Annotated in this window: 33 protein-coding genes; 30 read left to right on the forward strand and 3 right to left on the reverse strand. The window is 59.1% G+C overall.

All coding sequences use genetic code 11. From position 1 onward, the window contains the following. The first annotated feature begins 95 nt into the window (after positions 1-95). From U6G28_02505 to U6G28_02555, 11 genes are all read left to right on the forward strand, one after another. Positions 96-527: a single-stranded DNA-binding protein gene (locus tag U6G28_02505; GenBank protein ID WRS30577.1), complete on the forward strand. Its 432-nt coding sequence runs from the start codon at positions 96-98 to the stop codon at positions 525-527. Between the two features lie 12 nt (positions 528-539). Then, on the forward strand, positions 540-1,304 hold the full coding sequence (locus U6G28_02510; protein ID WRS30578.1) for a hypothetical protein: 765 nt from the start codon (positions 540-542) through the stop codon (positions 1,302-1,304). Continuing rightward, a complete protein-coding gene (locus tag U6G28_02515) occupies positions 1,301-1,504 on the forward strand; it encodes a hypothetical protein (GenBank protein ID WRS30579.1) in 204 nt (67 codons plus the stop codon). The genes U6G28_02510 and U6G28_02515 overlap by 4 nt, the downstream gene beginning before the upstream one ends. Positions 1,505-1,508: 4 nt before the next feature. Next, the gene (locus tag U6G28_02520) at positions 1,509-1,754 is read left to right on the forward strand and encodes a hypothetical protein (protein ID WRS30580.1); all 246 of its coding nucleotides are present in this window, start codon (positions 1,509-1,511) and stop codon (positions 1,752-1,754) included. Further along, a complete protein-coding gene (locus U6G28_02525) occupies positions 1,744-2,220 on the forward strand; it encodes a hypothetical protein (GenBank protein ID WRS30581.1) in 477 nt (158 codons plus the stop codon). The genes U6G28_02520 and U6G28_02525 overlap by 11 nt, the downstream gene beginning before the upstream one ends. Beyond that, positions 2,217-2,393 carry a hypothetical protein gene (locus tag U6G28_02530; GenBank protein ID WRS30582.1) on the forward strand — a complete coding sequence of 59 codons (177 nt, stop codon included), beginning with the start codon at positions 2,217-2,219 and terminating at the stop codon, positions 2,391-2,393. Before U6G28_02525 ends, U6G28_02530 begins: the two co-directional genes overlap by 4 nt. After that, complete coding sequence (locus U6G28_02535; protein WRS30583.1) at positions 2,390-2,746, forward strand: hypothetical protein; 357 nt, start codon at positions 2,390-2,392, stop codon at positions 2,744-2,746. The genes U6G28_02530 and U6G28_02535 overlap by 4 nt, the downstream gene beginning before the upstream one ends. Next, positions 2,743-3,006 (forward strand): hypothetical protein, encoded by a 264-nt coding sequence (locus U6G28_02540; protein WRS30584.1) that lies wholly within the window; start codon positions 2,743-2,745, stop codon positions 3,004-3,006. Before U6G28_02535 ends, U6G28_02540 begins: the two co-directional genes overlap by 4 nt. Next, positions 3,003-3,203, forward strand: a complete 201-nt coding sequence (locus U6G28_02545) for a hypothetical protein (protein WRS30585.1) — start codon at positions 3,003-3,005, stop codon at positions 3,201-3,203. Before U6G28_02540 ends, U6G28_02545 begins: the two co-directional genes overlap by 4 nt. Before the next feature lie 205 nt (positions 3,204-3,408). After that, a complete protein-coding gene (locus U6G28_02550) occupies positions 3,409-4,089 on the forward strand; it encodes a hypothetical protein (GenBank protein ID WRS30586.1) in 681 nt (226 codons plus the stop codon). After that, positions 4,089-4,244 (forward strand): hypothetical protein, encoded by a 156-nt coding sequence (locus U6G28_02555; GenBank protein WRS30587.1) that lies wholly within the window; start codon positions 4,089-4,091, stop codon positions 4,242-4,244. Before U6G28_02550 ends, U6G28_02555 begins: the two co-directional genes overlap by 1 nt. Before the next feature lie 48 nt (positions 4,245-4,292). On the opposite strand, the gene U6G28_02560 is transcribed toward U6G28_02555, so the two are convergent. After that, the gene (locus U6G28_02560) at positions 4,293-4,796 is read right to left on the reverse strand and encodes a hypothetical protein (protein ID WRS30588.1); all 504 of its coding nucleotides are present in this window, start codon (positions 4,794-4,796) and stop codon (positions 4,293-4,295) included. After that, positions 4,780-5,058, reverse strand: a complete 279-nt coding sequence (locus U6G28_02565) for a hypothetical protein (GenBank protein WRS30589.1) — start codon at positions 5,056-5,058, stop codon at positions 4,780-4,782. The genes U6G28_02560 and U6G28_02565 overlap by 17 nt, the downstream gene beginning before the upstream one ends. A 259-nt stretch (positions 5,059-5,317) precedes the next feature. Between U6G28_02565 and U6G28_02570 the strand changes: the two genes are divergently transcribed. The 17 genes from U6G28_02570 to U6G28_02650 all read left to right on the forward strand — a co-directional run bounded on the left by U6G28_02570 (position 5,318) and on the right by U6G28_02650 (position 20,260). Next, complete coding sequence (locus tag U6G28_02570) at positions 5,318-5,803, forward strand: HNH endonuclease signature motif containing protein (GenBank protein WRS30590.1); 486 nt, start codon at positions 5,318-5,320, stop codon at positions 5,801-5,803. Between the two features lie 125 nt (positions 5,804-5,928). Next, positions 5,929-6,282 (forward strand): hypothetical protein, encoded by a 354-nt coding sequence (locus tag U6G28_02575; GenBank protein ID WRS30591.1) that lies wholly within the window; start codon positions 5,929-5,931, stop codon positions 6,280-6,282. Continuing rightward, positions 6,261-7,877, forward strand: a complete 1,617-nt coding sequence (locus U6G28_02580; GenBank protein WRS30592.1) for a hypothetical protein — start codon at positions 6,261-6,263, stop codon at positions 7,875-7,877. Before U6G28_02575 ends, U6G28_02580 begins: the two co-directional genes overlap by 22 nt. An 11-nt stretch (positions 7,878-7,888) precedes the next feature. Continuing rightward, the gene (locus U6G28_02585; protein ID WRS30593.1) at positions 7,889-8,089 is read left to right on the forward strand and encodes a hypothetical protein; all 201 of its coding nucleotides are present in this window, start codon (positions 7,889-7,891) and stop codon (positions 8,087-8,089) included. Next, on the forward strand, positions 8,089-9,360 hold the full coding sequence (locus tag U6G28_02590) for a phage portal protein (GenBank protein ID WRS30594.1): 1,272 nt from the start codon (positions 8,089-8,091) through the stop codon (positions 9,358-9,360). The genes U6G28_02585 and U6G28_02590 overlap by 1 nt, the downstream gene beginning before the upstream one ends. Continuing rightward, complete coding sequence (locus U6G28_02595; protein ID WRS30595.1) at positions 9,341-9,970, forward strand: HK97 family phage prohead protease; 630 nt, start codon at positions 9,341-9,343, stop codon at positions 9,968-9,970. Before U6G28_02590 ends, U6G28_02595 begins: the two co-directional genes overlap by 20 nt. 15 nt (positions 9,971-9,985) lie before the next feature. Beyond that, positions 9,986-11,203: a phage major capsid protein gene (locus U6G28_02600; GenBank protein WRS30596.1), complete on the forward strand. Its 1,218-nt coding sequence runs from the start codon at positions 9,986-9,988 to the stop codon at positions 11,201-11,203. Positions 11,204-11,205: 2 nt separating this feature from the next. Next, positions 11,206-11,370 carry a hypothetical protein gene (locus U6G28_02605; GenBank protein ID WRS30597.1) on the forward strand — a complete coding sequence of 55 codons (165 nt, stop codon included), beginning with the start codon at positions 11,206-11,208 and terminating at the stop codon, positions 11,368-11,370. 19 nt (positions 11,371-11,389) lie between these two features. Further along, complete coding sequence (locus U6G28_02610; protein WRS30598.1) at positions 11,390-11,920, forward strand: hypothetical protein; 531 nt, start codon at positions 11,390-11,392, stop codon at positions 11,918-11,920. Continuing rightward, positions 11,917-12,303 carry a hypothetical protein gene (locus U6G28_02615; GenBank protein WRS30599.1) on the forward strand — a complete coding sequence of 129 codons (387 nt, stop codon included), beginning with the start codon at positions 11,917-11,919 and terminating at the stop codon, positions 12,301-12,303. Before U6G28_02610 ends, U6G28_02615 begins: the two co-directional genes overlap by 4 nt. Next, positions 12,303-12,596, forward strand: a complete 294-nt coding sequence (locus tag U6G28_02620; GenBank protein WRS30600.1) for a hypothetical protein — start codon at positions 12,303-12,305, stop codon at positions 12,594-12,596. The genes U6G28_02615 and U6G28_02620 overlap by 1 nt, the downstream gene beginning before the upstream one ends. A 3-nt stretch (positions 12,597-12,599) precedes the next feature. Further along, positions 12,600-13,022 (forward strand): hypothetical protein, encoded by a 423-nt coding sequence (locus tag U6G28_02625; protein ID WRS30601.1) that lies wholly within the window; start codon positions 12,600-12,602, stop codon positions 13,020-13,022. A gap of 81 nt (positions 13,023-13,103) precedes the next feature. After that, positions 13,104-13,694 (forward strand): hypothetical protein, encoded by a 591-nt coding sequence (locus tag U6G28_02630; protein WRS30602.1) that lies wholly within the window; start codon positions 13,104-13,106, stop codon positions 13,692-13,694. An 82-nt stretch (positions 13,695-13,776) separates the two neighbouring features. After that, positions 13,777-14,193, forward strand: a complete 417-nt coding sequence (locus tag U6G28_02635) for a hypothetical protein (GenBank protein ID WRS30603.1) — start codon at positions 13,777-13,779, stop codon at positions 14,191-14,193. Then, positions 14,193-14,534: a hypothetical protein gene (locus U6G28_02640; GenBank protein WRS30604.1), complete on the forward strand. Its 342-nt coding sequence runs from the start codon at positions 14,193-14,195 to the stop codon at positions 14,532-14,534. Before U6G28_02635 ends, U6G28_02640 begins: the two co-directional genes overlap by 1 nt. Before the next feature lie 18 nt (positions 14,535-14,552). Further along, positions 14,553-17,312, forward strand: a complete 2,760-nt coding sequence (locus tag U6G28_02645) for a tape measure protein (protein ID WRS30605.1) — start codon at positions 14,553-14,555, stop codon at positions 17,310-17,312. Beyond that, positions 17,309-20,260, forward strand: coding sequence for an endonuclease/exonuclease/phosphatase family protein (locus U6G28_02650; GenBank protein ID WRS30606.1), 2,952 nt, complete (start codon positions 17,309-17,311; stop codon positions 20,258-20,260). Before U6G28_02645 ends, U6G28_02650 begins: the two co-directional genes overlap by 4 nt. 2 nt (positions 20,261-20,262) lie before the next feature. Here the strand turns inward: U6G28_02650 and U6G28_02655 are convergent, their stop codons facing one another. Further along, positions 20,263-21,012 carry a DUF6270 domain-containing protein gene (locus U6G28_02655; protein ID WRS30607.1) on the reverse strand — a complete coding sequence of 250 codons (750 nt, stop codon included), beginning with the start codon at positions 21,010-21,012 and terminating at the stop codon, positions 20,263-20,265. A gap of 37 nt (positions 21,013-21,049) precedes the next feature. On the opposite strand from U6G28_02655, the gene U6G28_02660 reads away from it, so the two are divergent. After that, positions 21,050-22,156 (forward strand): hypothetical protein, encoded by a 1,107-nt coding sequence (locus tag U6G28_02660; GenBank protein ID WRS30608.1) that lies wholly within the window; start codon positions 21,050-21,052, stop codon positions 22,154-22,156. Beyond that, positions 22,157-22,690 (forward strand): hypothetical protein, encoded by a 534-nt coding sequence (locus tag U6G28_02665; protein ID WRS30609.1) that lies wholly within the window; start codon positions 22,157-22,159, stop codon positions 22,688-22,690. It begins immediately after the preceding gene. Positions 22,691-22,714 lie beyond the last annotated feature (24 nt).

Raw genomic sequence — 22,714 nt, forward strand, 5'->3', positions numbered from 1 at the left:
CGCTACCACGTGCACGCCGACCAAGCCTTGCATCCCGAGTCCTGCCTGCGATGCAAAGTACTCACCGACAAATACGGCCCCAAGGAGAACAACTAATGTCCGCGAAGATCATTGTCACCGGGAACCTCGGACAAGACCCCGAACTGAAAAACGCTGGGCAAGGACAAGTCCTCGAACTCAGCATTGCTTGCACGCCCGGCCACTGGGACAAAAACTCTCAGCAATGGGTCAACGACGGCGCTGACCTGTGGGTGAAAGCCCCATTTTGGAACAAGAAAGCCGAGCAGATCGACACACTCGGGCTACGCAAAGGCGCCCGAGTGACCTGCGAGGGTACGCTCATGCGCCGCACCTACACGACCAGGGACGGCAGCAACGGTGAAAGCCTGGAACTGATTTTCCCAACCTTCCTCGGCGTGATCCCGAAGTCCGGGCAACAGTCCACCCCGCAAGCCTCCTATGCCGCCCCCGCTAGCGACCCTTGGGGTGGCACGTCACCAGACTTCGACGCCGACCCACCTTTCTAGGAGGAAATGACCATGAGTGATTATGTGATCGGCGGCGTCGATCTGGACGCGCCAGAGGACGATGATCCCACGGTTTCCGTGGAAATCAACAAAAACACGGGGGAAGTCCTGAAAGCCCTCGCCCGCGAACTAGGCATGTACGAATCCGCTATCCGAGGCCGAGACGCACAGCTCGAAGGTAAACGCAGGACCATCCAGAACCAGCGCCGCGAACTTGCCAGGCTCAACCGGGAGCATTTACAGGACCTCGCAACCATCGAAGGTCAGAACATTGGCCTCGCGGCTTTGGAGTCCACGAACGAGCGGCTCGAATCTCTGATTAGTGACTTGTACGTGCAGATCGCGGTCTTGGAAACCGAACTGGGCTATCCGACACCAGAGCAGACAGGCAAACATGCCTCAAATCGTCATTCTTTGCCCCCTAGGACGAGCGCACAGGCCGGATTAAAGTCCGTGCAGGGTAAAACACAACCATGTGATTCACGGGCCACACAGGACGCCCAGCAGTGCGACCATACTCCCGCCGACCAACTTGTCCACCCAGTCGTGGACGGAACCTGCGGGAAATGCTGGCAAGTAATCGACGCGCTGAAACCCCACCACGAAGCACTCAACAACCCCGAAATCTGCCGCCAACTCGCCACACTAATCCGAGCACGCATCGACGAGGACGCCGCAGGGAAAATCCACAACGACCCAGCCACCTACAACCGGGGCATCGGTATCAATATCGGCCTGATTCGAGCCGCCCGGATCGTGGAAGGACGACAACGATGACTCACCGTGACGAAGCGTTACGCATTTTGGAGGAAGCTGACCGGGACGTAAGCGAAAACTGGCTCACGAAAACCGGTGAAGAAAAAGCCGACATGATCGCGCAAGCCCAAGTCTTGGCGCTCCTCGAAATCGGGGAACAGCTGCGCGTCGCGAACCTCGCAACACTCTCAACTTCGCAGACGAATACCGGAAAGGACTAAACCAGTGAGCACTGACAGTGAAGCGACAATCGGCACCGTCGAGTGGGAGGGTCACACCTACGAAATCGACTGGCCCTTCTACCTGGACGAGCCCTCAATGCGCGACGAGTATTGCGCGGTTGTCTACGAAAAAGGCAGGCAGCTTGCGGAGCTTCCGCTACCTGGGTTTGGCGAAACCTATAAGAGCGCAGAACAGATTATGGATATCGCTTTTGAGTTCATTGCTGGGGGTGGCCTCGATGATCACTGACCAGGAAATGCGGGACCTCGCAGACAAAGCCACAGAAGGGCCATGGGCTACGGCAATCCCAGGGCCCCTAAGCTATGCGACTCACTCACGAAACGAGTGCCGGTGCAACGACTCCGAAGATTACGAGTACCGTTTTCACCGCCACGACCAGGACGGAGGCCACTGGCACCAACAGATCGACGCCCATCATGTCTACGCCAACGACGAAAAGATCACAATCGCGGGGAACTACGACTACGAAGACGGCGGAATCATAGAACCCCACGACGCCGCGTTTATTGCTGCCGCCCGCGAATGGGTGCCCGACGCGCTCACCCGGTTCGCGGCTATCCGGGAGCTACACCAGCCGGATTGGTCTGACTGGGATATTGACCATCCCGAAGAAGAAGCGAATTGCACTTGCGGCTACAACGGCTCTTACAGCGAATGCCCGACCGTGCGAATCCTCGACAGGAGCGAATCGTGAGGCGTTGGGAAATCAGGTTCACATCGGGACGCATCGAAACCGTAGACGGATACCGAACCAGGACCGAAGACGGCGTCCTCCGAATCCGCACCACCCACGACACCGTCTACACCGACGAATGGGCGAACTACCCGCTAGCAAACATCGAATCATGGAAAGAAATACGAGGATGAGTACTATTCCGGAAGCCGCTGTGGAAGCGGCTGCCGAAGAACTTTTCTATGCCGAAGATGAAGCTCTAGGGTATCCGCGCGAACTTCGGCGCTGGGAAGCCCAATATCCCGACCAGGACGGGGACTGGCACGACTACTGGCGCGACCGTGCTCGGGTGACCCTCGAAGCCGCCGCACCCCACATCCGGGCACAGATCGCGGAAGAGATACGAGAGATCGAGGAAGGTACCCACAACGGTGGGACCGCAATCAACGGCTTCGTCTCGACCGGCGAAGAGTGGGGGAACGGGATGCTAGACGCTGCCGAAATCGTGAAAGGAACCGCCCGGATCGCAGAAAGGAGCGGGGAGTGAGCGTCGAGCAGCTAGAGCGTGACCTGCTGGTCACCGAGAAACGCGAAGAGCAGCTCGCCATCAACAAGCGCCGATCAGTCATCAGCCATTCGTTGGTGCTCCACCGCGACAATCCCAGCGTGACCGACATGGAAGCGATGTTTGGTCAGCTCCGCCGCGCCGGAATGCCAGACCACGCGACCCTGAAAATCGAAACAACGATGAACCATGCCCGGTTCGTCGCGACCTGGAGCACAGACCCGAAGGAGACCGACCGATGACACGCGAAGAAAAGCAGTTGGACCTGGACGCGGCCAAGCGTCAGATCGCAGCAGCCCAGATTGAAGCATGGTTGCCGTTAGAGGTCGTCCGAGTCTTGGAGTTGGCGCCGCTGATGGTGGCTGAAATCGAACAACTGCGTGGGGAGGCCGTAATCGAAGCCCACAACAAGACCTGCGACAGGAGAACCGATGATTGATTACTCGATTTGCTACCCATGCAGACTCGGAAAACACGAAGACTGCCTCCGCCTCACACACACCCCGCAAGGCATCCACCACTGCCAATGCGACTGCAAGAAACAACCCTAAAAACCACTAATCCCCCAGGCTCCGACACCTGGGGGACGATAGAGGAAGCTACCGACTCACTCAATCAGCAGTCTACCTGAGAGAGTGCCAGAAATGCCCGAACACATGAACCCCGAACAACGCATCTGCCCGATCACGGGAGAACCGCTCCCGCCCGCCGACAATAAAGCCGTCATCAGCAGGAAAGCCGCAGACGACTTCAAAAACGCGTGCCTTGGAATCGCCAGACTCATGGAGCAAGGACAACAAGCACTCACACCGTCGCGAGGATCATCCGAAGGTGGACGGCCCAGGCCAGGAAGTAAACCACCCCTGAACCTGCACGCACTATCAGTCCTCTCCGAAGCACAAGCAATCATCGAACTGTGGGCGGCAGACATCCTGCAAAACCAGTACCCCGGCGCGAGCTTCGTGCCCGGAGACTGGGCCACCGTGCAACAGATCTACCAACACGCTGATTTGGTTCACTTCTACCCGTCACCTGACATGATCCCCGAAGTGGACCACCAAATCCGGCGGCTCAAATCACTAACGGAACCCCGCCAAGTAGACACGCGCCTCACCGAACTAGAACGCCTCGCCAAACTCGACCGACTAAAAACCTCCTGGCTCACCATCGACAACGCGTGCAAAGCCGTCACCCTCTACACGGGCAGACCCCTAGCTAAGCGCACCGTCTACAACTGGATCGACGCCGGAAAACTCACCTCAGACGGACACCCCGCCAGGATCAACATGGCCGAACTACTAGCCCTACACGACGGGAGTAACTGATGAACCACGAGACCATCGCCCGCGTCGGCCTACTGTTTGCCCTGACTAACTGGGAGACACGGGAGCGCCTGCGCCGCATGGAGGAAGACACGCTCATGGTCAACGACCAAATGGTTAACAGACATGGCAAACAAGTAGTGCTACGCTTGCGCTAGAGCGCTAGTCCCATGCAAGGGGCGGCGCTATTCGCTTACACAGGGGGCTTACTCAACCGACCGTAGCGAGGCATACAACTCGCCTACCTGGAACTGCGATGGCAACACCACGACCGCAAACTTCCCACGCGTATCCGTAATCTCAAAAGACGGGACGTACCCGATCACCGTACCCTCGATCAGAACAAACACTCGATTCCCGTTTGGTCGGAGCCTGACCGGCAGAAGCACATCGCTCGGCAACGCTGACAGGTCATCCTGCCCGGTCCCCTTCACAGTCAGCTTCACGTCCCGAGTCTCCCGCAACCGCTTCCCCTCGCGCACCGATCGCCCCGCATTCGGGGTTTTCTGATCCTTTGGTGGCACCTTCCAATAGAAGAACACGAACACACACCAGACTGGGAGCGCCAACAACCAGATTGTCACCAGCGCATCCCGGACAGGCGACGACTCGGGGAACAAACCAAACAGCAACGCGACCAACAACGTCAGTGCCGATACCCCGCCAACCAGGATCCAAAAACGTTTACGACGACTAACCAACCTCGACATGAACCAAGCGTAACCGGGAGGCATCAACGTGGCAGGGAAACGAACCAACACCCGGAACTTCAAACAACTCAAAGCCGAGTTCTACCAGCAAGGCATCACCCTCGACAGTGTTGGTGACCCGCAAGCGGACTGTTGGATATGCAAGAAGCGCATCGACTACCAAGCGAAACCCGGCACCACCGACCAGAGCCACGAACTCGACCACTACTACCCCGTAAGCCAATACCCCGAGCTTCAAGAAGACCCGGCAAACTTCCGCCACTCACACCGCCTATGCAACCGCGAACGCGGCAACGGACAACCGAAACAAGACCTCGGGGAACCAATCCCCGACTGGTGGATCTAGTAAGATAGAAGCAGCCCGAACGAGTGCGTCAACACTCATCCGGGCCTAACCCACGAATCAAGCTCTAGTTGATCGGAGGGCTGCGATGCAGTCTATCTGTAAATTCGACCCATGCGATAAGCCAGCGAGGAAACGCGGCTGGTGCCACGGCCACTACGCACAATCACGCAGGGGCGTGCCACTAACTCCGCTGCGACTGAACGTCGGTGGTGGCTTCGAGAACAAACTCGCTGCCTATGCAATCAAAGGTGATGGATGCTGGGAGTGGACCGGGCTAAAGAGCGACGCCGGCTACGGACTAGTCGATCTCAACGGCAAGCGCCAGCAGGCGCACAGAGCATCCTTCGAACACTTCAAGGGACCAATCCCTGAAGGCTTCGTTATCGATCACATGTGCCACAACCCCGCGTGCGTCAACCCGGCGCACCTACAAGCCGTCTCCAACAAAGAGAACATCGAGAACCGCGCGGGCGCAAACGAGAACACCTCTAGCGGCGTTCGCGGCGTCTACTGGCACAAGCCAACAGGTAAGTGGCGCGGTCACGTCCGACATGAAGGGCGCCAATACTCAGCCGGGTACCATCGCTCGCTTGCAGACGCCGAGGCTGCCGTGACGAAGCTCCGCCGCGAACTGTTCACCAATAGCCTCCGCGACCAGTAGCCAAGCGCAGGGGTAGGGGCGGTCAGATTTGCAGAGCAACCGGACCGGACCACCTCCCCCGCGGCTAGGAGTCCTCTCTCCCCGACTTTTTTATGGGGGTCGCGCGCGCGAAGGGTGGTGTAGTCGTGGAGTTCCCGAAGTCATCCCTTGATGCCGCTTTGGATCGCGCTTTGGCGAGTGCTGAGCACCTTGGGGAGCGTGATGCGGCGACCGTTGCGGCGGCTCGGGCGTTGGCTCGGAAGATTGATGCGTGGGATGTGATTGTGGGGTGGGCGTTGGAGGATGCTGCCGAGTCTGGTGGGCGTCCTGCCGTTCCCCAGAATGACAATGTGTCTCTCGCGTCGTTCCTGAAGTACATGGACGCGCTCCAGCTCGTTCCTCCTGCCGCTGGGGCTGGGCCGAAGGTGAAGCCTGTTGGGGGTGTCGCGAAGGGTTCGGGATCTTCAGAGCTGGATAAGTGGAGGGCGAAGAGCGCCTGAGTGGGGGTGGCGGTTTGGCTGTCACCTACGGCAAGACGGAGCCGCGTCTGTGGACTAGGCCGCTTCGCGAGTTGACGCCGGAGACCTCTCGGGGCTTCGAGGTGATTGAGTTTGCGCTTGTGTTCCTCGGGATTGATCTGTATCCGTGGCAGAAGTGGTTACTTGTCCACGCGCTTGAGCTCAAGGAAGATGGCGCGTATCGGTTCCGGCGCGTGATCGTGCTTGTTAGTCGGCAGAATGGGAAGACGTTGCTCGCGTCGGTGTTGGCGGCGTGGTGGCTTCATGTGGAGTCGTTGCGGTTCCCTGAGCGTGTGCCGCCTGTCCAGTTCAAGATTGTGGGCACGGCGCAGAATCTCGATATTGCGCGTGAGCCGTGGAAGAGTGTGAAGCTTTGGTGTGATCCTGAGCCGGACACGGACGAAGCGAGAGCGCAGGCGATCGAGCAGCTTCAGGCGGCAACCGCGAAGGTCTCCGACACGAACGGCGACCAGTACATTCTCGCGCAGTCGCTGGCGCACTATGAGATCCGGGCCGCTGGAAATGCGCGAGGCAAGCCCGCCGCACGGGTGCTGATGGATGAGCTTCGAGAGCAGAAGGATTGGAAGGCGTGGAACGCGGTCTCTCAGACCTCGAAGGCGTTCTGGTCTGGGCAGGTGTGGGGGATTTCGAACGCGGGTAGCGCGGCCTCGGTGGTGTTGGTAAAGCAGCGTGAGACGGCGTTGGAGTTGATCGCCGAGTTTGATCGTTATGTGACTGCTGGGCTGATGTCGATTGAGCAGTACGCGAACAGTAACCACGACACGAGTATCGGCTTGTTTGAGTGGTCCGCGCCGGATGGGTGCGCTAAAGATGACGTTGAAGGCATCTTGCAGGCGAATCCGAGTATTGGGTATGGAGCGATCACTGTCGCTGACTGTATCTCTGACTCGAACTCGATGCCGGAAGCTGATTACCGCACTGAAGTGCTGTGTCAGTGGGTGACGGTGCAGGTTGAGTCTTACGTCGATGTGAAGGAGTGGCGGGACCGGGAGGTGTCTCCCGTGAACGTGATTGTCCCCAGGAATGCGCGGACCGTGTGGGGTGTGGACGTGTCGTTTGACCGCAGGTGGGTGTGGATTGCTGCTGCGGTGGAGTTGGATGACGGGCAACGATTGGTGCAGGTCCGTAATCGTGTGAAGTCCATGTTTGAAGCCGTTGACCTCCTCGCTGATTTGGCGGAGCAGTCCGGCCACCGTGAGGTTGCCTTGCAATCCAAGGGTTGTCCGGCAATGGAACTAATTGGGCCTCTACAGGAGAAGGGCCTGACGGTTCACGAGATCGACGGCGGACACATTGGTTTGGCGACGGGCCGGTTCCGTGACCGGGTGAGGCAGAAGGCGCTAGTTCATCCCCCGCAACCGTTGGTGGACCTCGGTATTGAGGGCGGCCAAACCAAGGTGATCGCTGAAAACGAAGCGTGGGACCGGAAACGGAGCTTGGTTGACATTTCGGGTGTGGTCGCTGAAACGGTCGCCCTGTACGGGTTGGAAGTGATGGAACCACCGGAGGATGAGGCCGTGTCGGCTTACTCGGAGTATGACGTGATGACTTTCTAGGGAGGTTGGGTATGCGTGGATTCCGCTCATGGGTTGGCAGCACAGTGATTGTCTCTGCTGATGGTTTCGACGTGAAGGGCAGGCTAATCGCAGTTCGCGGCGCGCTGTTGGTGATGCGGGATGCTGTGGCCCTAAATGGTGACGTTCAAGCAACGGTCGATGGCACGCTCCTGGTCCCGGTTGGCAAAGTCCGATATGTGCAGGTGCCCTAATGCCAGTTTTTGAATCAGATGGCGTGATCCAAGTCCCCATGTCTGGCGCACATTTCGAGTTCGTTGACGGCTTCAAGTCTGATATCGACTGGGATGGGTTGCGCCCCGAGAAGGGCTACGGGGAGCCGCCTGTTCGCACGGTCGTTGATTTCATTGCCCGTAATGTCTCGTCTTTGCCGCTGAAAACATATCGTCGGGTCGGCATGGACGCGCGCGAGCGGGTACGTGATGGGAACCTAGCCGAGCTGGTGAGTTCCCCTAACAGCGGTCCACTGGCACCCATGAGGTTCTGGTATTCCCTGGTCGCTGACGGACTTTTGGCTGACAGGATGCTCGCCATCGTTGAGGTGAAAGCCGAGCAGCGAACGCTCCGCCGAATCCCCCCGTCACAGTGGGAAATCATCTCGGATTCATCCGACCAGATCACAGGTGTCCGTATCTTCAAGGCTGACGGTCGTTGGCGTGACCTGACGCTGGGTAACAATCCGATGATTCTCGATGTTGGTTACGCATATTCCGGTGCTAACGGTGTCGCTCAGGCTAAGACGCTGAAGAAGGTGCTGAAGGAGTATCAAGAATCGGTCGAGTATCGGGCCAGTGTCAACAAGAACACGGCGCGTGCCCCGTTTGTGGTGGAGCGTGACAAGCCGTGGCCGGACAAGGAGAGTCGTGAGCGGTTCAGTCGCGGCATGAGTGCGTTCGTGTCCGGTGGCGGGTCCGCTGGCAGCGGGATGCTCCTCGAAGATGGCATGAAGATTGAAGCGCTGTCAGTGTTCAAGCCGATAGATGTTGGCGACTTGGACGCGCGGGACCGCGTGAAGATTGACGTGGCGAACGCCTACGGAATCCCCGCCGAGATTATGGGGCTGCGTGAGGGAAACTTCAGCAATCTAGAGGCGTACCGACAAATGCTGTTTGGTACTTATTTGCGTCCGTACATTACGGCTTTTGAGCAGGCCGTCGATCATGGGCTGCGCTCCCTGGCGGGTGACGGCGAGTATGTGGAGTTTGATTTGGACGCGCAGTTGCGCGGCAACCCGGAAGCCCAGTTCGCGGCAATGAACACGGCGACAGGCAGGCCGTTTATGACAACGAACGAAATCCGATCCCGCATGAATCTTCCCCCGGTGCCGGGTGGGGATGAACTGGTTACTCCGTTGAATGTGGCGGTTGGTGGACAGACAAGCCCGCAGGACGGGATTACGGCAGGTCGCGGTGGCGGCCAACTCGCAGGACTAGAGGAGGTCACAAATGTTCAAGAAGACGTTTAGTGCTGACCTGAAGGCGGTCGGTTTCGACAAGGACGAGCTACCCACAGAGTTTGAGGGTTACGCCGCTGTGTTCGACAACGTGGACCTGGGCGGCGACAAGATCGTCAAGGGTGCGTTTGCTGAGTCCCTGGCGAAACGCTATCCCTCTGGTGGTGCGGGTATCCCGGTCTACTGGAACCACAACCTTGATGATCCGTTTGGCAATGTTGGGAAGACTCTGGAAGCGAAAGAGGATGACCATGGCCTGCGCGTCCGCGTCGCGTTGGATACGGAAACGTCGTGGGGTAAGCAGACGGCCAGGCTCTTGAAGGACCAGCGGGTCACGCAAATGTCGTTCTCTTTTGACGTGCAAGAGGGCGCGTTCGTTGACTCAGAGGACGGCTACTTCTACGAGCTACGGAAGCTGGATCTGTTTGAAGTGTCGGTTGTCCCTATTGGGATGAATCAGGCCACCGAAATTATCTCCGTGAAAGCGCTCAAAGAGAAAGAGCGCGCGACGGAAGAAAAGACTACCCAGCCGGAGGCCCCGGTTGCGGAAGAAACCAGCGAGGAGCCGTCTGTGGCGTCTCGTGAAACCGCTGCCCGGCGGCTCCGGGCCATGGACCTCTGAAAGGGGTGTGTCACTATGGCGAAGTCCATTAGTGAAGTCCTGGCCGGGCATAAGGCTGCGGCACAGGCAATCGTAGATAAAGCGACTGCTGAGAATCGCGACATGACGGACGCGGAAATGAAGTCGTTCGACGAGATCATGGAGAAGCACGCTGCAGATGTGGCAGCCAAAGAGAGGGATGAAGCGATGGCGAAAAAGCTGGCGTTCCTGAACGAACCAACACCCTCGCCGACCCAGCCGGATGACGCCCCCGCTAAGTCTCTCGGTGACCACTTCGTGAAGGCGTTGGGTTCGCGTTCTTTGAAGGAACCGGGCACGTTCGCGCCTGGCGAGTTCAAGGCTGCGTCCGATGTGCAGACGGTTGGTGGGTCTGGACTTGGCGCCCCGTATGGGCCACTCCTGACGGACGTAGACAAGTCGTTTGTCCATGCGAAGCGTGAGCGTCTCGTAGTCGCTGATCTGATGGGGTCTGGCACCGTGTCCGGTAACGCGATCACCTACCCGGTTTTTGGTGTCCTGGAAGGTGGGGCAGGGTTTGTCGGTGAGGCTGGGCAGAAGCCGCAGATGCACGTCGCTAGCCCAACGTGGGTTACGGACGCTCTCGGTGAGGTCGCCGGATTCTTCACCCTCTCAGACGATATGGCGGAGGATTTGGACTACGTCGTGTCTGAGATCAACTCGACCGCGATCTACGACCTGCGCGCGAAGGAAGAAGCCGCACTCCTTGGCGGTAATGGCACGTCCCCGAATCTGCGTGGAGTCCTGAACCGCTCCGGCATTCAGACTGCTACTCAGGGCGCGGATTCTGTGCAGGACGCGATCTTCAAGGCGCTTACGAAGGTGGAAGAGGCGACCGACTTCACCGCTGACGGTATTGTCATCAACCCCGCCGACTACGAAGCGCTGCGCCTGTCGAAGGATTCCAACGGACAGTACTTCGGTGGTGGTTTCTTCGCTGGTCAGTACGGTGCGGGCGACATTCTTGTGAATCCGCCACTGTGGGGCCGCAAGACTGTGGTGACGAACGCGGTCGCTGCTGGCACTGTCGTGGTGGGCGCGTGGGCGCAGGCCGCGAAGGTGTTCCGTAAGGGCGGGCTGCGCGTTGAGTCCACTAACAGTCACGCTGATGATTTCACGAATGACCGGATCACGGTTCGTGTCCGTGAGCGTCTCGGTCTTCAGGTGAAGTATCCGGCGGCGTTCGTCAAGCTCACCCTCGACACTGAGGGGTAGTCGTGGCTCTGAAGGAATACGCGTATCGGGGCGGAACCTACCTGTTCGAGGAGGACGCGGTGCCTGCGGGCGCAGTCCTCGTCGAACAGGTATCCGCCAGTGCGGAACCGGCGGCTGTGAAGACCCGGAAGCCGCAGAATAAGGCCGTCAAACCGGTCAACAAGTAGACGAAAGGAGGGGTGCAGCATGGCAGCACCGGACATTCTCGACGCCACAACGCCGTTAACGGGCCAGTGGTGGTTGAAGGCGGCGCAGGCCGCGATCCGCCGATTCTGTGGCTGGCATGTTGCCCCAATCCTTTCTGAAACGTTGCGGGTGGATGCTTACGGGGGTCGCGTCCTGGAACTCCCGTCGAAGCACGTCACCAAGCTTGAGTCTGTCATGGTTGGCGGCGTTGATTGGTTGGACCGGCTGGACTGGTCCGAGGCGGGCACCTTGCAACTCAAGCGCGGGCGTGGGCATTGGCCGGACGCTCCCGGCGCTGTTGAAGTGACATTGGAGCATGGGTGGTCAGCGGAGGACGTGCCTGAAGTTGCCGCGCTGATTGTCACGATTGGGAAGCGCGCTCGGACTCAACCCGGCGTCGTATCCTCTCAGTCTGTGAACGGCGCGTCCGTGTCCTACCAAACGGCTGGTGGTGCTCCCTTGTCGGTGCCCTTGTTGGGCATTGAGAAGGAGATGTTGGAACCGTACCGGGTGAACTGGGGTCCGAGATGACCACGGCAGGCGAGTTTGTGGATGCTGACCAGTTTGGTTTTGAGCACGTCTCCGAGTTCGTGCGTGAACGCGCCGTCCTAGTGACAGACCCGTATGACCCGGACGCTCCTGGCGTGCCGTCGTGGGATAACCCGGACACGCTCACGGTCTACGGCTACCTCGCGTCCCAGTCATCCACAGAGCAGTCGGACCCGGTGCGCTCACAACTCGTCACGACGAAGCAACTGGTCCTCGATGATCCGAGCGTGGATGTGAGGCGCGGGGACCGGATACGTCAAGGCGACAACCTCTGGACCGTCACCGGCATACCTGAAGCAGACGTGAACCCGTTTACCGGGTGGCAGCCAACAAGGGTTTGCAACCTAGAAGAGGCGACCGGCTGATGGCACGCGGCGGTGATGTGAAGACCGAGTTTGACCAGGGGTATTTCGACAGCATTATGCGGTCGGCTGGTGTGCAGTCTTTAGAGCGTGACGCGGCGGAGCGGGTCCTCGCAGCGGCAAAGGCAGCCGCGCCGGTAAAGACCGGTGCATACAAGGCGGGTCTGCGCATCGAGAAGGCGGAAGCCAAATACAGGACCGTCTACCTTGTGGTTGGGACGGACTGGAAGACAATGCTGGTTGAGAGTCGCTCCGGCGTTTTGGCGCGCGCGTTGAAGTCAGCGGGACGGGGGTAAACGATGGCTCGCGTTACTGCTCCTGATCTAGAACTCTGGCTGACCACCTACCTGCGAACCACGTTGAAGTTGGACGGGTTTGACGTGCAGGTCTCCAATAAAGAACCCGCCACCTTATCCTTGCCACTCCCCAAGCCGCTGATCGTCGTCCGGGATGATTCCGGCGCGCGCCTCTCGCATGTCACTTTTGACCGATCTGTTGGCGTCTCAGTGCTTGCTGGTTCTAAGACGAATGACAAGGCCGCGAATGATTTGGCGCGCGTCGTGCAATCAATCCTCACGGATGACGCGATCGTTGATATTCCCGGTTCGCCTATCGCCGCAGTGCCCTGGGATGGGTGCAACGGCCCCTATGCGGTCGCAGACAATCTAGACGTTGCCCGCAGATACTCCACCGTGCAGTACACGGTTGTTGGCTCTTGGTGAGCCACACACAAGACCTAGAAAAACCAACTATTCGCCACTCCACCTTGGGGTGGCTTTTTGCAATTCCAAGGAGGAAAAACAATGTCGCGTGATGAAGCTGGAAACGATCTCGGCTCAGTGCCGGTTCCTATCGGGGGCCTCCTGGCCTTCGCACCCTACGCCGCCGCGAACGTAATCGCGGACGCGGACCTGGGAGGCTCAACCGTTGAGCTGTCCGAAGCGTACAAGCTCGCAGGTCTCATCAAGCAGGACGGCGCACCCCAGCACGCCCGCGAATCGGGGGACGCACTTGAGTTCTGGCAGGCGGGCTACATCATGCCCGGTGACGGGACCCGCACGGTGCAAGCAAACCTCGCGGAGAACACTGAAGCCGTCCTCGAGCTCGTTGAGGGTAAGGAACCAGACTCAAACGGTGTTATCTACGTGGACTCAAGTCTACCTGCCGCGCGTCTGCTGCTGTTCCTGGCAACCAAGTACAAGAACGGGACAGAGGACCGCTACAACGGGGTCGCACAGATCACCGCTATTGAGGTGGATCGGGATACGCGTGGTGAGGTTCGTGGTCGGTCGGTGACGTTCACCTGGCAGGAAGACCCGCTGTTCAACGGTGCGCCGTTCAAGATGTGGCATGGCAATCCGAAGAGCGCTCCCGAGCCAGACCCCGAGCCGTAACACCCCGGTCGCCCGCCTGGGGTGTGCCTATCCACCCCGGGCGGTGCACTAACTCCGATAGGCGATCAGATAGGAGAAAACAATGGCAGCAACGAAGGCTAAGAATATTGTGTGGGACCCGACTGAAGCCACAGCGGATGACGATGCCCTCTTCGACGCGTGGGATGAGGCGGCAGAAGAAGCCGCCATCGCGGAGGCCGCGAAACTCGCGGATGTTCCCTACATCATCATTGAGGGCCGCATCTTCGCGGGGCGGTTCCCGGACGGGGAAATCCTCAAATGCCCGCTCGATTTCTCTGTCGCGGACTTGGAGGCGATCACCGCTGACCACGACAATCCCGTGGATCAGGTGAAAGCACTCCTGAATCGTCTTGGGAATGAGAAGACTGCGGGAGCCCTAGAGACCAAGGATCTCGCGTCGGTCGTGATCTATGCGGAGAAGTTCTTCAACGTGTTCAACCGGATCGCGGGCGTGGCGTTGGGAAAATCCTTGGCCTAGTGGATTTGTGGCGGACTGAGCGCGTAGCGCTAACCGCCACTTTCCGCTCCCATTACAACTGTTCCGCGTGGGACATTGGTATTGGTCACTCCGTCAGTTGGGGTGAGGCTCTTAGCCTTGTGGAAGCCGCCCTGGCTGACACGACTACGCCCCTGTTTGTGGCGTTGTCGGACTGGGATTATCCCGCCTCCATTGTGGACCTCCTGAGCATTCGGGGCACCTACGGAAAGCAGGCGGACAAAGTGTTGCCGTTTGACCCCAATGGTGGCTCGTCCGTGTCGGACGCGGAAATGGAAGCGGCCCACAAGGAACTTCTGTCGGAGATCAAGTTCAGTAGCTAGGTCGGGGCGGGGGTGGCTATGTCACCTCGCGTCGGAACTGGGCATGTGGCGATACTCCCTGTCCTTACAGGCTTCAAACGGTCGGTCTCTAATGAGATGAAGTCGGCGGGCACTCAGGGTGCCCGTGACTTTGAGTCCTCGATGAAGGGCGCGGGGTCGAAGTCTGGTAAACAGCTTGGCTCTGATCTGAAGAGTGCGTTCAACACGTCCGCTAAAGACCTTGCTGGTCCGGGTTTGAAGGTGCTGCAGCGGGACGTGGCAACCGCGTCCGCGTCTTTGTCTCGTGCCCGGTTGAAGCAGCAGGATGAGGCGGGCCGGGTTCGTGTTGCTGAAGCGAAACTCGCTGAGGCCGTCGCTAAGCATGGGGAATCGTCATCGCAGGCTATAGCGGCCAGTGAGCGGTTGGAGTCGGCGCGGCGTCGTGAGGCTGCTGCGAATGACACGGTGAAGGCTGCGTCGGAACGGCTGAGCACGGCTCAAAAGACCCTAGCCGACGTTACGCACGACGCTGGCAATGAAGCACCGAAAGCACAATCAAAGTTCGCGGCGTTCCTCGAAACCGTCAAAGGTGAGGCCGCTGACGCTGGCCGGTCCCTGAAGGATAACCTCACGCAGGGGCTGACCAAGGCTGCTGACATGATGAGCGGCCCGGCTACGGCTGCCGTCGCTGGTTTCGCCGCTTTCTCTGGTGTCGCACTGACTAAGGGTTTCGGACGTCTTTCCTCGATTGATACGGCGTCAAAGAAACTAACTGGTCTTGGTAACGACGGGGAGACCGTCGGAAAGATCATGACTAACGCGACCGCGTCGGTGAAGGGCACCGCGTTCGGCTTGGGTGAGGCCGCGAACGTCGCCGCATCGGCGGTAGCCGCGCAAATCAAGCCGGGCCAACAGCTCGAAACGCATTTGAAGCGGGTCGCTAACAATGCTGCTGCTGCGGGTGTCGGCATGGAAGACATGGGCGCGATCTTCAACAAGGCCGCTACCCAAGCCAACGGCGTCCAGAATGACGTGATCGGCCAACTGGCCGACAAGGGTATCCCCATTTATGCGGCCCTGGGCGAGCAGATGGGTGTCACCGCTGGCGAAGTGTTCAAGTTGGCGTCTGAGGGGAAAGTCGATTTTGAGACTTTCTCCAAGGCTGCTGAGGCCGCTGCGGGAACGGTCGCTGAGGAGATGGGTAAGACCGTTCCCGGCGCCCTCTCGAACCTTTGGGCGTCAGTTGGTCGTATCGGCGCGAACGTGCTGGGTGGGATTGATAAAGAGACCGGCGAAATGTTCGGCCTCTACGCGAAGATCGGGCCGCTCATCGCGTCGATCACCTCGGCACTGGGCCCGGTCGAGGACATGGCATCCCGCCTGGGTGAGGTGTTGTCGGCGAAGGTCGGGCCGATCCTTGAGAAGATCACCGACTTCTTCAACCGTATGGGCGAATCGTCCGGCGGTCTGACGGGCAAACTTGGGCCGCTCATGTCGGCGCTCGCCCCAATCTTGGGAATGACCGCCACATTGGGATCCTCCGGCCTGGCTGGGCTGTTGTCGAAGATCCCGGTGGTTGGGGAACTGTTCGGTGGGCTCGCCGGGAAGATGAAGTTCCTCAGCGGCCCGCTGGGCCTAATCATCGGCCTAGTTGGTGGCCTAGCAGCGGCTGACCCGCAAGCCATGGTTTCGGGCATGATGAGCATGGTTGACGGTGTTACCAGCGCCCTCGAAGGGTTGATCCCGCAACTGGTGGGTGTCATCTCGAAGGTTGTGCCGAAGCTGGTGTCAAACCTGCTGGCGAATATCCCCACTCTGTTGCAGGGCGCAATCCAACTATTCATGGTCCTCCTGGATGCGGTAGTGCAGATTGTGCCGCCGCTCCTGCAAATGATCGTGGAACTGGTCCCGCAGATAATCACCGCACTTATCGGCATGATCCCCGTCTTGATCGAGGGGGCCATCGAACTGTTCCTCGCCCTGGTGCAAGCGGTCGCCGAAATCTTGCCCGTCCTGATCCAGGCGATTGTGGACTTGATTCCCGTCCTGATCGTCGCGTTGATCGAGTTGATTCCACAACTGCTGATCGGCGCCATCCAATTGTTCATGGCACTCGTACAGGGAGTCGCGGAGATCCTGCCCGCTTTGATTGAAGCGATTGTCATGCTGATCCCCCAGATCGTGCAGGCGATTGTTGATGCTTGGCCGCAGATCCTCGAAGCGGGCAAAACAATGTTCGCGGGAATGTCTGACGCGGTTGGCGAATCCTGGGACAAGCTCCTCGAATCGCTGACTGGCATGAAGGACCGGATCGTCGGGTTCTTCTCTGGCGCGTGGGAGTGGTTGAAGGACGCTGGAAAGTCGATCATTGACGGCCTCGCTCAGGGTATCCGTAACGGCATAGATAATGCGGTTGAGGCAATCAGTGACGCCGTTGGCGCTGTCCGCGAATGGCTACCGTTCTCCCCCGCGAAAAAGGGGCCGTTCTCTGGTACCGGCTACACGACGTATTCCGGTAAAGCTCTTATGAGGGACTGGGCTGGCGGTATCACCGACGAGATCCCTGTTGCTGAGTCGGCGGTCGCTTCGGCCATGGCACGCGCTCAGGAAGCCGTGACAGCCGTCCAAGGCGCGTTCAGCGTCTCAGCTACCGCGGATGGTTCTGCGGCTGGCAGCGGGCAACCTGGCAACAGCGTGGCGATCAACAACTACGGGGTCGATGCCGCAGAGCTTGGCGCCCGCACTTACGCACAGTTCCAGCATTGGATCAACGATCAGGTTAGGACGTTCCACGCATGAACTACGGGTTCTCTTTCAACCCTGACCAGTCACAGCAGCTCGTGTCTCTCACTTGGGGTGGATTGATCGGCCAGACTTACGCGCCGCTGGTCACGGATGGCTGGATTTGGGGTGTCCAGAAAATCAGTGGGTGGTGGTCGCCGTCACCGAACTCAACCAGGGAAGTAGATGCTCCTAGCGGCGACGGGAAACTCGCGCTAGATCCGCGACTTGGGGTGCGCCCCGTAACCATTGAGGGGTTCGTGCAAGTCGAGGACCGCCAGGCCGTCGGCATCTTGGAGCAGGCGTTGGACGCGTTGGCTGCCGTTCGTTCTGGCGTGTTGGTCGTCCGCGAGTTGAAGCGTGGCGTGTCGCGTGAGGCCGACTGTCGTTTGATGGACATGCAGGTTACGAAGGTTTCTGATCGGCTCGCAAAGGTCACCCTGTCTCTTCAGGCGGATGATCCTTTGCGGTATTCGTCGGTGGCGATTAGTTCTGCTGAGTCTGTGGAGGGTTTGGAGGCTCGGGGTTTGCGCGTGAATTTGGCGACGAACCCTAGTTTTGAGCGGGCTGTGTCTCAGGTGGTGCGCACGAATTTGGCGACGAACCCGAGTTTTGAGGCGTCGGCTGGTGGAACGGTGACTGTGCCGACGGGTCCGGCGGCTTTGCGTGTGGCGTCGTTTAATGTTTTGAATCAGCGGTATGCGGATTTGCGTGATGATGTTGCGCCGTGGGCGGTAAGGGTTAGGAGGATCGCTGAGGCGATTGTCTCTACGGGCGCTGTGATTGTTGGTTTGCAGGAGTTGCAGGCGTGGGTTTTTGACTCGCATTTGGCGGATATTCTTCGCGAGTTGGACCGTATTGAGCCGGGCGTATGGGCTGGGAGTGACGGCGCGAACTATAACGGCATTGTGTGGCGGCGGTCGGCGGTTGAAAGGGTTAGCGTTGTCACTTCGGTGATTGTTAACCCGAATTTTCCTGAGTCGCAGGGAAACCGGTTGTTGTCGTGGGCCGTGTTCCAGCATCGAGTAACGGGTGCCGAGTTCATCTTTTCGGTGACGCATTTCGGTGATACCGCGTCGCGCCCTGAGTCTTGCCAGGTCGCCGCGGATACGTTGGATGCTGCGTCTGCGGCAAATGGTGGCATCCCAGTGGTTCTGACCGGTGATTTCAACGACCCGTTCACTACGGACACCAGTGTTTATGGGCGTATGGCGGCTCGCGGCTACGTGAATAGTCGATCTCTCGCTGTGTCAGTCACTAACGGTGGCTTGAATTCATTCAATGATCTGGACCCTTTGATGGTGGGCTATCAGAATGGGAACTGGATTGATGGGATTCTCGTGAAGGGGCTCAGCGTGGTTCCCGAAGTGGGTGTGACGGCCAGTTTCGCTGACGGTACAGGTTTGCCTCTGGAAACGCCTCTAGCGTCAGATCACCTGCCCATCTACGCGGACGTTGCTTTGCCATCGCAAGACCGGACGTTCCCTGACGTTCGCCAGCAGGGCGCGCAGGTCGCTGTGACGGCTGGTGGGGCTGCTGTCTGCTACCAGTCGCGGGCGTGGTCTGACCGGGGTGACGTGTCACTGTGTGTGGCTCCAGGCCCTACCGCCACGACGGCGACCTCGGTTTACATTGCTGGCACCGGGCAGACTCTCGCGAAGCTGGGGGTGGTTCCAGGCAAGACGTACACGGTGAGCGCGACGATCTATCTGCAAAGAGAACAGTCCGGCACCTTGGGCAACTTGGCTCGGTCGATTGTGGTTGACATTCCCCGATCTGATGGGAGCACCACATGGACCTTCGCGAAGTCTGACCCGGCACCCAACGCTCCAGGTGTTCACCGGTTGACCACCACATTCACAGTGCCAAATGATGCGACCGGCGTGAATATTCGACTCACCAACGGGTCGACAACAACACCGGTCTGGTACGACAGTTTTGTGGTTGAAGAAACCTCAAAAGATAAAGGCCCGTTGGACGGCGATATGGGTGACATTTCCGGCCTGTACATCGCGTGGGCCGGTGAACCAAACAACTCGGTTACGCAGATGACCGCTTCCACACCCGTCGCGGAGGGCACCGGGGGCACTGCTATGCCGGCAGGCGGCGGGGCGCTCCTATTCCAGGTATTTGGCTCGTACCTACCACCGGTAGCTGGCAACTACACGCTGAGGATCGATCCGCGCTATGCGGGCAGCAATGAGACATCTGCGTTCGTTGCGGGCATAGGTGGGGCGATGAGCAGGCTCGGGTTTGAGCCTGGAGGCACCTACACGGTTTCAGCGACGATCATCCTCACCTCTCCTCAGTCGGGGTTATTGTCGGCGTTGGCGCGCAGGATCGTTGTCGGTGTGGAAATGGCGAACGCCCGAAACCACTGGGAGTACGCATTGAGTGAGCAGGCACCGAACGAGCCAGGCCGCCACCGCGTATCGGTGACGTTCACGGTCCCGAAGGGCGCGTCGAACTGTTTAGTGCGACTCATGAACGGGTCCAGCGAGACAGTCGTGTGGTGGGATGCGCTGTTAGTTGAACGAGGAGATCAGGTCGGCGAGTATTTCGACGGGGACTCTCCAGGCGCGGTTTGGCTTGGACCAGCGAACCAGGCCCAGTCCGTGCTCGCCTCTGCTAGTGGGGTCACCGGGGGTAGCGCACCCATAACTGACGGAGCAGTGTTCCTACCTAATCGTGGGGACGCCCGCGCCTACCCACTCTTAGAGGTCACCTACCCATCTGGTGACCTGACGATCACGCACCCTGGCGGCACATGGAAACTTGACGGCTGGAGCAGTGCGGCCAAGCGGTTCGTGGATTGTCGTAACGGCGACGTATTCAACGCCGCTGGGAACAGACTCTTTGGAATCGCGTCAGGGTCTTGGCCGTATATCGACCCAGGAGGGTCAACTTGGCAGGTATCTGGCGCATCCGCCGGATGCACGGTCACTCGAAGTGAAGCTTGGACGTGACGCTACGCTCCGGTGACCGCCCCTAGTGCACGTATGAACCGCTGGTGATAGTCACTGTGGTAATGAACAGGAAAAGCCCCCCACGGATGCTCCGCGTAAGACATTTGACCCGGTTCCATCAAGTCGATCACCATGTCAGCATGTCTTTCCGCGAACCAGGCATCGGCTTTCACCCACGCTTTGTTCTGCGTCAGGTGGTATCCGTCGAACGCGTGGATCTCTCCGTCTTTGTCGGTCCACTTACCGACGTTTCGGGGCTTGTGGAGCACGATCGAGAGCCCGGGGTTTTCCAAGCGGATTCGTCCGATCACTGCGTCAGCTGCGGCGGTGAACATCGGCCAGTATTCGTCGTGTGCCCAGGTGAGCGTCGTCTTTTTTTCTAGGCGCTCTTTGTAGAAGTCTGTTTTCTCCACAGTCCAGAAGTTGCGTGTGACGATTCCTCCGTCAGTGAGCCGCGCGAATCCCATGACCGCGTCGGCCCACAAGTCGACAACGAGAACTTCTGGGCGAGAATCTCTGATGTCTTTGAACCCCTCACGGCGCAGCTCCTTCGCGAGGATCAACTGGTTCCGCGCGTCAAGAACACTCAAGTCTTCCGCTGGGAAGCTGATTTGGGGCGACGCCATGCTCACCAGTGAGACCTTATCGACCAGGGAGACGCACTCAAAGTGGTCCTTATAGTCGGGCACGAACTTCCGGTTGAACGGATCACGGCTTGCGCATGACCCCAGAACCGCGACCCTCGTAACCATCAGCACCCCTGTTAATGATAGATCGAGGTGATTCTACGTGAACGTGAGACTGTGGGCGGTAAACGCTCTTACCGGCGCTGTGGTCAGTGAGCTGCCTGCTATGTCTGGCTCGTTCACCAGTCGGTTTGGTGGTGGGACTTGTGACCTGACCGTGCCACTTGGCAACCTGAAGAGGCGGGACAGTAGTGAGGTGGATTGGCCTGCTGTAGCCAGGGTGATTGATGTGCTCTCAACTGGGCGCCGCACGGTGGTCCTCACCGCTGGCACTAACGTGCTGGGTGAGTGGCTGTTGATGGAACGCCCCGAGGTGATCGGTGAAGGTCTCCTCGCCGTGCAGGGTATGGAGTGGGATGGCTACCCGGCCTTGCGTTCCTTGCACGCATCGTATGAGTACAAGACAGCTACCGAGCAGTTGGCAATCGCCAAAACCCTACTACTGGACGCTTTTCAGGGGTGGCAAGAGGCTTTCCAGATCACGGTTCCCACCTCGTCATCGGGTGTGAAGCGGACGGGTAAGTGGCGGACCCGCGAGGGCTACTATTCCGACGCACTGGACGAGATCAGCCAACCCGAAGACGGATTCGACTGGAGGGTGGGCCACACCGGGTCTTGGAGCGGCGGCTCGCTAACCAAAGTGAATCGCACGGTCCGGTTCGGCTCCCCAGAAATCAAGCAATCATCCTCCATTGTGGTTCGCCACGATGGGCCCGGAACCCGCTCCGGGAACTGCCTGTCCTTCGAACAGACCATAGACTCACGCAACTACCTCCACTCCGTGTATGCGTGGGGCGCAGGCGACGGCGCGAAACAACTGTTCTACGAAAAAGCTGATGACACGCTAGCCACCCAGGGGCACGTGAAAATCACGAAGAACCTGTCCTACCCGAACATCATCCGCCAAGCGGCGTTGGCGGCTCTAGCCAGTGCGGAACTCAAAGCAGGCCAGAACCTACGCAACCCCGCGAAAGCAGTGCTGGTCGCTGACAAACTCCCGGCCCTCCCGAAACTGGGTGACCTGATCACCGCGCAGATCGCTCCCACATGGACGATCCCCGCTGGCTACAACGGGACAATGCGAGTCGGAGAAGTGAGACTGCCAGTAACAGCAGGCATGTTGGACACGGTAGAAGTGGGGGCGATCTAAATGCGGTTCCCCTACCAAAAGAACCTCGGCAGCACGCTGCGGGACTTCGCGGGCGTGCAACGACACCAGTCCTACGCCCGCACCCTAGGCCTCTCCTCAATCACTAAAGGCGAAGGCAGTATTGATCTGCTACCCACTGATGATTCGACTACCCCGGAAGCGTCCCTCGGGGACCTCCCCGATGGGAGCCAAGGCGTGGGGGCGCGCATCAACGGGAACATGGTCAACCTCGCGACCTGGACGGTTGACCGCACCGACCGACTACAAACCGCGATCAACAATGAGAAGTCGAGGAATGATTCGCAGGACACGATCATCGCGAACCATTCCGGGCGACTCGATTCCCACGCCTCACGGATCGGAGCCGCAGAGAACCGACTCACTAACGCTGAGGGTCAGATCAGTGGGCTGAGAGATGTTGCCACTCAGGTCCTCTCCTTACAACGACAGGTCGCCGATCTCTCTGCCAGGTTGCAACGGGTTTACGCCGACAAGCAGCCTACTGGGTGGGCGTGGACGCCCCTCAACAGCTGATCCTTTTCAACCGCCTCACTTGGG

Source organism: Actinomycetaceae bacterium MB13-C1-2 (assembly GCA_035621235.1).
In the GTDB taxonomy this organism is placed as follows: Bacteria; Actinomycetota; Actinomycetes; order Actinomycetales; family Actinomycetaceae; genus Scrofimicrobium.

What these genes read in the sequence shown, in the direction of transcription:
- U6G28_02505 (WRS30577.1), top strand. Translation starts at nt 96, where the DNA reads ATGTCCGCGAAGATCATTGTCACCGGGAACCTCGGACAAGACCCCGAA.
- U6G28_02510 (WRS30578.1), top strand. Translation starts at nt 540, where the DNA reads ATGAGTGATTATGTGATCGGCGGCGTCGATCTGGACGCGCCAGAGGAC.
- U6G28_02515 (WRS30579.1), top strand. Translation starts at nt 1,301, where the DNA reads ATGACTCACCGTGACGAAGCGTTACGCATTTTGGAGGAAGCTGACCGG.
- U6G28_02525 (WRS30581.1), top strand. Translation starts at nt 1,744, where the DNA reads ATGATCACTGACCAGGAAATGCGGGACCTCGCAGACAAAGCCACAGAA.
- U6G28_02535 (WRS30583.1), top strand. Translation starts at nt 2,390, where the DNA reads ATGAGTACTATTCCGGAAGCCGCTGTGGAAGCGGCTGCCGAAGAACTT.
- U6G28_02545 (WRS30585.1), top strand. Translation starts at nt 3,003, where the DNA reads ATGACACGCGAAGAAAAGCAGTTGGACCTGGACGCGGCCAAGCGTCAG.
- U6G28_02550 (WRS30586.1), top strand. Translation starts at nt 3,409, where the DNA reads ATGCCCGAACACATGAACCCCGAACAACGCATCTGCCCGATCACGGGA.
- U6G28_02555 (WRS30587.1), top strand. Translation starts at nt 4,089, where the DNA reads ATGAACCACGAGACCATCGCCCGCGTCGGCCTACTGTTTGCCCTGACT.
- U6G28_02560 (WRS30588.1), bottom strand. Translation starts at nt 4,796, where the DNA reads ATGTCGAGGTTGGTTAGTCGTCGTAAACGTTTTTGGATCCTGGTTGGC.
- U6G28_02585 (WRS30593.1), top strand. Translation starts at nt 7,889, where the DNA reads ATGCGTGGATTCCGCTCATGGGTTGGCAGCACAGTGATTGTCTCTGCT.
- U6G28_02590 (WRS30594.1), top strand. Translation starts at nt 8,089, where the DNA reads ATGCCAGTTTTTGAATCAGATGGCGTGATCCAAGTCCCCATGTCTGGC.
- U6G28_02595 (WRS30595.1), top strand. Translation starts at nt 9,341, where the DNA reads ATGTTCAAGAAGACGTTTAGTGCTGACCTGAAGGCGGTCGGTTTCGAC.
- U6G28_02600 (WRS30596.1), top strand. Translation starts at nt 9,986, where the DNA reads ATGGCGAAGTCCATTAGTGAAGTCCTGGCCGGGCATAAGGCTGCGGCA.
- U6G28_02610 (WRS30598.1), top strand. Translation starts at nt 11,390, where the DNA reads ATGGCAGCACCGGACATTCTCGACGCCACAACGCCGTTAACGGGCCAG.
- U6G28_02615 (WRS30599.1), top strand. Translation starts at nt 11,917, where the DNA reads ATGACCACGGCAGGCGAGTTTGTGGATGCTGACCAGTTTGGTTTTGAG.
- U6G28_02620 (WRS30600.1), top strand. Translation starts at nt 12,303, where the DNA reads ATGGCACGCGGCGGTGATGTGAAGACCGAGTTTGACCAGGGGTATTTC.
- U6G28_02625 (WRS30601.1), top strand. Translation starts at nt 12,600, where the DNA reads ATGGCTCGCGTTACTGCTCCTGATCTAGAACTCTGGCTGACCACCTAC.
- U6G28_02630 (WRS30602.1), top strand. Translation starts at nt 13,104, where the DNA reads ATGTCGCGTGATGAAGCTGGAAACGATCTCGGCTCAGTGCCGGTTCCT.
- U6G28_02635 (WRS30603.1), top strand. Translation starts at nt 13,777, where the DNA reads ATGGCAGCAACGAAGGCTAAGAATATTGTGTGGGACCCGACTGAAGCC.
- U6G28_02645 (WRS30605.1), top strand. Translation starts at nt 14,553, where the DNA reads ATGTCACCTCGCGTCGGAACTGGGCATGTGGCGATACTCCCTGTCCTT.
- U6G28_02650 (WRS30606.1), top strand. Translation starts at nt 17,309, where the DNA reads ATGAACTACGGGTTCTCTTTCAACCCTGACCAGTCACAGCAGCTCGTG.
- U6G28_02655 (WRS30607.1), bottom strand. Translation starts at nt 21,012, where the DNA reads ATGGTTACGAGGGTCGCGGTTCTGGGGTCATGCGCAAGCCGTGATCCG.
- U6G28_02665 (WRS30609.1), top strand. Translation starts at nt 22,157, where the DNA reads ATGCGGTTCCCCTACCAAAAGAACCTCGGCAGCACGCTGCGGGACTTC.